The following is a 4,760-nucleotide window of genomic DNA, read 5'->3' as shown; positions in this document are numbered from 1 at the left end:
GGTGATACTTTTTACATAGTGACTAATTGGCGAGAAAAAAACTTTCGCTTAATGACCGCAACCAGTAGCACAATTGCCGATAAAACCCAGTGGATAGAGCATACGCCCCATCGCGACGATGTGTTGCTAGAAGGCGTAGAACTGTTTAACGACTTTTTAGTATTGAGTGAGCGTGAGCAAGGACAAGCGCGGTTTGTGGTTGTAAATAACCAAGGCGAGCGTATGGCGCTGGCGTTTGACGATCCCTGTTATTATGCTGCAATTGCAATGAATCCAGAGCCGGCATCGCGCACTGCGCGCATTTACTATTCAAGCTTAACCACACCCGGCTCGTTATACGACGTTGATTTAACCAGTGGTAAAAAAACCTTACTAAAACAGCAACAAGTATTAGGTGGTTTTAACGCCGAGCACTATCAGTCAGAGCGCTTAATGGTCACTGCACGAGACGGTGTAAAGGTGCCGGTGTCGTTAGTGTACCGTAAAGACCGTTTTAAAAAAGATGGCACCAATCCGTTGTTTCAATATGGCTATGGCGCTTATGGTTACACTATAGATCCTAGCTTTTCAAGCGGTTCATTAAGCTTGCTAGATCGGGGCTTTGTCTATGTGATTGCCCATGTACGTGGTAGCGAAATGTTGGGCCGCCATTGGTATGAGCAAGGAAAAAAACAGCATAAGCAAAATAGTTTTAACGACTTTATTGATGTCACTAAAGCACTGGTTGCTGAAGGTTACGCCGATAAAAATAAGGTGTTTGCGTCTGGCGGCAGTGCCGGTGGTTTATTAATGGGCGCCGTGGTTAATCAAGCTCCTGAGCTGTATTTAGCTGTGGGTTGTCATGTGCCATTTTTAGATGTGTTAACCACTATGCTGGACGAGAGTATTCCGCTTACTACCAACGAATATGATGAGTGGGGCAACCCCAATGATCCACACTTTTATGATGTGATTGCCGCGTATTCGCCGTACGATAATATTAGCGCTCAAGACTATCCGCATATGCTTATCACCACAGGCTTGCACGATTCACAAGTGCAATATTGGGAGCCAATGAAGTGGGTGGCTAAAATGCGTGAGCTGAAAACCGATAATAATATTTTAGTGTTTAAAACCGATATGGATGCGGGGCACGGTGGCGCATCGGGGCGTTTTAAAAGTTTGGAAGAAAAAGCGCTGGAAATGGCCTTTTTTATTGCCTTACTGCAAAGCTAAATGTAGCTTTTATTCAGCATAAAAAAACATCGGCTACATAATGTAGCCGATGTTTTTGTTTGTTACGGCCATTTATTATTGCCGTAATGTCGCTATGGTGTTTAATCTAGGTAGGCTTTCAGCATCCACACTAGTTTTTCTTGTTCTGAAATGTAGTCACTCATTAACGCTGCAGTACCTTCGTCGCCCGCATCGCCGGCAAGGGTTAAAATTTCGCGCTGCATTTGTATTAACGTGCTGTAACCGGCCAGTAGGTTTTCTACCGCGATCACACCATCACTAATGCCTTTAGCTTCTTTAATTTTGCTGACCGCTAAGTAATCTGAAAACGCGTGCAGTGGCGCACCATCGAGCGTTAAAATACGCTCAGCGACTTCGTCAACTTTGACTAATAATAAGTTGTAAATTTCTTCAAACTTTACGTGTAATTCAAAAAAGTTACGGCCTTTAATATTCCAATGAAAACCACGCGCGTTCATATACTGAATTTGATAGCTGCTTAGTAAGGTGTTGAGTGAGTTAATAACTTCTTCACTTTTAGCACTGTTTAAACCAATTGCGTTTACCTGTGACATTGTTTGCTCCTTAAATAACCGTGATTTTTTAACTGTTTACAATTATTAGCTATTCACATTAATTAGTAAAATTGTTTATATTTATAACATTGATAGTTTTTAGCTATTAATTAATATTACTCACGCGCTAACTTATTAATAGACATGGGTCGGATTAGTTAAAATACTACCCCTGTGCGGTAAAAAATTAATGAGTTGTTTAAATTGTGCGCTATAGCTCACTTTATACAAGGGCGGCTTTTTTGTCATGGAGTTATTGAGATAAGTTGGCAACTTATTGCGCCATTGCTGTGCTCATGATGTACATATGGGCGCAAACACAAGGAGTGGTTAGTCGTTTAAGCGCGCTAAAATGTAATCAACAACCTGGCGCGAGTAAATCATACTGGTATGACTTAAATGAAACACCTTATGTTCGGCCATGCCTTTTAGTTTAGTTTCATCAAGCAATACGGTGCCATCAGAACGGCTGCCCTTGGCAATCAATGGCATTAGTCCAATCGGTAAATCGCCTGCAACACTGTACAATTTGGCCTTAAACGGCCAATTACCGTTTTCACAAAGTAAAAACTCAACGCTATTTTTTAACAGTGCTTCAAAGCCTTTTTGCTTCATTTTATGAGCAATATGACTGCCTTGATGCGGGGTACCTAAGGTAATTACTTTTTTAACCAGTTGGCTGGCAGCTGAAGCTTCTTCTAAATAGGCGCGGGCAATCAGCCCTCCCATTGAATGGCAAACGAGCGCACTAGGTTGGTCAGCAATAAAGTCATCAATTTGTTTAAAAATGGCGCTGCGGTTGGGGGTCAGTGTGCTATAGGTGAGGTTTAATACCTCCATGCCCGATTTTTCAAGCCGCGAGCATAGCGGTCGCATCACCAAACCCGACATATATAAGCCATGTAATACCACCACTCGATTCACTTTCATAACACCTCTATGATCACATTAATTGCTGTGGCTTTATTTCAATATTGGTGGTGTCGGTATTCACCCACATTTCACCATCTTGAATGGTAATAGCCAGCTTAATATTACGATCGACTAAATTGGCTAATGCTTGCGTGGTCGCAAAGTCTAAACTAAACACACTGAGGTTGTTAAAGTCACGGAGTTTAGCCTGCTGTTTTTGCCACCAAATAGCTTGGTTGTTTTCACCATAGGTATAAAGCACCACTTTTTTTGCTTTATTGCAGGCTTTTTTAATCCGCTTATCGTCTGGCAGCCCCAGCTCAATCCACAGCTCTATCTCTTCGCTGTAATTTTTATGCCACAGCTCAGGTTCATCGTCGGCACACAAGCCTTTGGTAAACTCTAAACCATCACAACTATTCAGTGCAAACGCCAGCAAGCGGATCATCAACCGTTGCTCAGTTTCTGACGGGTGCTGCGCCAAAGTTAAATTAAAGTCTTGGTAAACGTGGCGGTCCATATCGCTAAGCGACAACTGCACCTTCATAATGGTAGATTTAAGCGCCATAATGTCTTATCTGAAAAAATTTGCGCCAGTATAGCGCAATAATACCCAAACCACCTCACGATACATAGCCCAGCGTTTCACTGGGTGAATAGCAAAGCGTTATTTTGTAATAATGACATGCGCTTTAAATAGCAACAACGTAGCAAACAAGCTGTTGTGAAACGCCCGATGGGTTGGTTTTAAAGCGATTTATACTGCGTTATTAATTTTAGCAATAGAGCCACTATTACTTGCAATCAATGCCTTGCCTAAAACGCTTTTAATTCCAACTGGACCTCGCATCTTAAGGTGGTTTGGGTATTTAGAATTGCCAGTTAAAATTATTCAGCACAGAGCGTCAGCCAATAACCAACTGAAGAAACTCCATAAGTTTAATCAAATTAAAAGAAGTAATCGAAAAACATCACTTGGCCGCTCAACAATTTATGAGTTTATGACTAAGGATACATAGCCAAAGTAAAACATTGCTAGGCACTAAGTCGGTTGCTAGGCTTGGGTCTGAAGTTGATGTTTGGATAATGGAAATATTAAGGGAAAGAGATTGTAATTGATGAGTTGGTCAGGTTTTGAATAGTAAGGGCTATCGGCCAGATAGCCCTTATTGACAGTGTTCAGCGACATATGTCGTATTTATTGATTTAGGCTAGGATACCTTTTTAATTAAACTTATACTTGCAGCAAGTTTTAAAGTCTCTGTTACTTGTATGGCCAAAGCATCAACAACTTTCATGCAGACAGAATTACCAAACTGCTTATATATTTGGCCCTGAGATACTGAATCTACAATATATTCTTCAGGAAAACCCTGTAATCGAGCACACTCTCTGGGCGTTAGCTTTCGAGGGCGTTTACCAAGTTCTGACTGATCAATTAAAATCTCAGAGCCGTCTTTGTAGTAACGAGCACTGATTGTATTTGCGTATTCACTTTCAGCATTAAACAACGAGTACCCAAAGCCATTACCTTTGGTTTTATGCTCTTCTTTCCTACGCTGGTGGCCTGCCCATAATTTCTCCGATATTGTGAACTTATCGTCACTAGGAGCTATTGTGCTTAAGTCTTCTAAAATATCACCTACTCTTGTTGGCGTTTTAGGTGGGGTCGGCCAGTCAAATAGCTCATCAAAATCACAGTCTTTAAAGTAATTCTTATCGAACCCGACTATGAACACGCGCTCTCTGTTTTGCGGAGCGCCAAAATCACCCGCCCTAAGTACTTTATAATCAACCCAATAATTTAATTTCTCTGATAGCGCATGTCTTGTTTCTTCACTTAAAGGAACATCATCCGGTATTTCTAAATCAAAGTTACCTCTTAAAATATCTAAGATAGTATTTAAGGTGCGGCCTTTATCATGCCCCTGAAGCTGCTTTACGTTTTCCAGAACGAAAGCTTTAGGTTTTTTTTCTGTGAGTATCCTTTGAATTTCAAAAAACATGGTTCCACGGGTATCGCTAAATCCTTGTTTTAGACCAGCTTGAGAGAAAGCT

General features: G+C 41.2%; 5 protein-coding genes. 1 reads left to right on the top strand and 4 read right to left on the bottom strand.

The features are described from left to right. Positions 1 to 1,215 (top strand): prolyl oligopeptidase family serine peptidase (locus ABYB02_RS14850; protein WP_372763185.1); only part of this gene is annotated, 1,215 nt, incomplete at its 5' end. Positions 1,216 to 1,316: 101 nt separating this feature from the next. On the opposite strand, the gene ABYB02_RS14845 is transcribed toward ABYB02_RS14850, so the two are convergent. The 4 genes from ABYB02_RS14845 to dcm form a co-directional block, all read right to left on the bottom strand. Further along, complete coding sequence (locus ABYB02_RS14845; RefSeq protein WP_372763184.1) at positions 1,317 to 1,790, bottom strand: Dps family protein; 474 nt, start codon at positions 1,788 to 1,790, stop codon at positions 1,317 to 1,319. Positions 1,791 to 2,120: 330 nt separating this feature from the next. Further along, positions 2,121 to 2,720: an alpha/beta hydrolase gene (locus ABYB02_RS14840; protein ID WP_372763183.1), complete on the bottom strand. Its 600-nt coding sequence runs from the start codon at positions 2,718 to 2,720 to the stop codon at positions 2,121 to 2,123. A gap of 13 nt (positions 2,721 to 2,733) precedes the next feature. Continuing rightward, the gene (locus ABYB02_RS14835) at positions 2,734 to 3,270 is read right to left on the bottom strand and encodes a YaeQ family protein (RefSeq protein WP_372763182.1); all 537 of its coding nucleotides are present in this window, start codon (positions 3,268 to 3,270) and stop codon (positions 2,734 to 2,736) included. Positions 3,271 to 3,913: 643 nt separating this feature from the next. After that, positions 3,914 to 4,760, bottom strand: an 847-nt coding sequence (dcm, locus tag ABYB02_RS14830) for a DNA (cytosine-5-)-methyltransferase (protein WP_372763181.1), incomplete at its 5' end; no start/stop codon positions are given.

It is taken from the genome of Pseudoalteromonas sp. (assembly GCF_041613455.1).
Taxonomy (GTDB): Bacteria; Pseudomonadota; Gammaproteobacteria; order Enterobacterales; family Alteromonadaceae; genus Pseudoalteromonas.
This window is presented reverse-complemented; position numbering and strand designations above follow the sequence as displayed.

Coding starts and splice junctions, on each gene's coding strand:
- ABYB02_RS14835 (WP_372763182.1), bottom strand. CDS start 3,270: ATGGCGCTTAAATCTACCATTATGAAGGTGCAGTTGTCGCTTAGCGAT.
- ABYB02_RS14840 (WP_372763183.1), bottom strand. CDS start 2,720: ATGAAAGTGAATCGAGTGGTGGTATTACATGGCTTATATATGTCGGGT.
- ABYB02_RS14845 (WP_372763184.1), bottom strand. CDS start 1,790: ATGTCACAGGTAAACGCAATTGGTTTAAACAGTGCTAAAAGTGAAGAA.